1 pseudogene is annotated in these 1,210 nt (G+C 40.7%); it reads left to right on the top strand.

Annotated features, from left to right (window positions below):
• Positions 1-34: 34 nt before the first annotated feature.
• Positions 35-1,210 (top strand): annotated as a pseudogene (locus B9T16_RS28785) (hypothetical protein); the annotation flags it as partial.

The raw sequence follows: 1,210 nt of genomic DNA, 5'->3' as shown, positions 1-1,210 counted from the left end.
TGTTTCGGTTTATCTTGGGGAATGCGAGCAATCGATGAGCGTAACTATTGGGGGGAAAACGGTTACTTTTGCTAGAAATGTTTGCGAAGATGATAAAGAGGAGGGAACAGAGGGAGACGAAATTGAGACAAGCGAAGATGAAAATGAAAACAAACCTCCTAAATTAGACATACCTCGACCTCCGGTTGGTTATGAAGGCAGTTTAGGGGAACTCTATCTAGTTAAACTGAATGCTTATATCTGGGGGTGGAGTCCAACCCTTACCAAAGACGGACGTGATTTTTTAGCGAAGGGTGGTGGCACAATATCATCAAAATCAGACTTAATAGGCTCTCTTGAGTTTTCGACTTACCGATATGGGTTCGAGTCCATAACTTTTATGGGAATAGTGCCAGCTTGGGAGTTTAGGCAGTATATTGTAAATTTAAGGCGATCGCTTGGTTTGAGTACGGTAAATCCCATACTTCCGGTGCCGATTAAATCTTTATTTGAAATGGAGTATATCGAACAAAACCCTGGATGGTATCCCGAGCGTCACTCAAAATCAGTCTCGTTATTTAACCGTTCTCATATCCGTCAACCCAGGCCGATTAATACTTTGGTGCACTCGATAATTTATAATCAAAGAGAACCAGAAACTGGTAACCGTATAAGCCATCAAATTTATTATAGATATATAAGTTGGCAACTTGATATGAGGTACCTCCCATTTACATCGAGACCTTATCAGCCAGAGCCACCGCCAAGTTTACCAATATTAAGGAGTGATATGCTTCAACCATCCTGTGAAGATTCAACTAAGATGATTAGGGAAATCCATCAAGCCCTAGGAGTGAGGAAATTGTTAGACAAGAGTTTCCAGGTTCCGTCTAATATGATGATACCAGAAGGTAAAGGTAATCATGCAAATAAGGATTATCTGGAAATCATGTCTGACCTGTTTAAAACCATAGATAATTATGGTTTTGATGCTCCGGTCACTGTGACGGTTCAGGATACCAATAAAGCCCAAAAAGGCGACCAGTCTATAGAGTTAAAGTTCAGCTCGCTGGGGGCTATATTAAAGGCTCAAACTGAACTGTTAATCGAGTTGAAAGGCGATAGTGCTAACCGGTTAAATATTCAGGTTCGCCTAGCCTACATGATGACAAGAATGTATCGGACTTTAGCTAAGTTGTACTATAGAACATCTGCTATACTAGATGGGTTA

This window comes from Arthrospira sp. PCC 8006 (assembly GCF_046480465.1).
Classification (GTDB): domain Bacteria; phylum Cyanobacteriota; class Cyanobacteriia; order Cyanobacteriales; family Microcoleaceae; genus Limnospira; species Limnospira platensis.
Note: the sequence above shows the minus strand (reverse complement) of the source record. Positions and strands in the feature narration are given on the sequence as shown.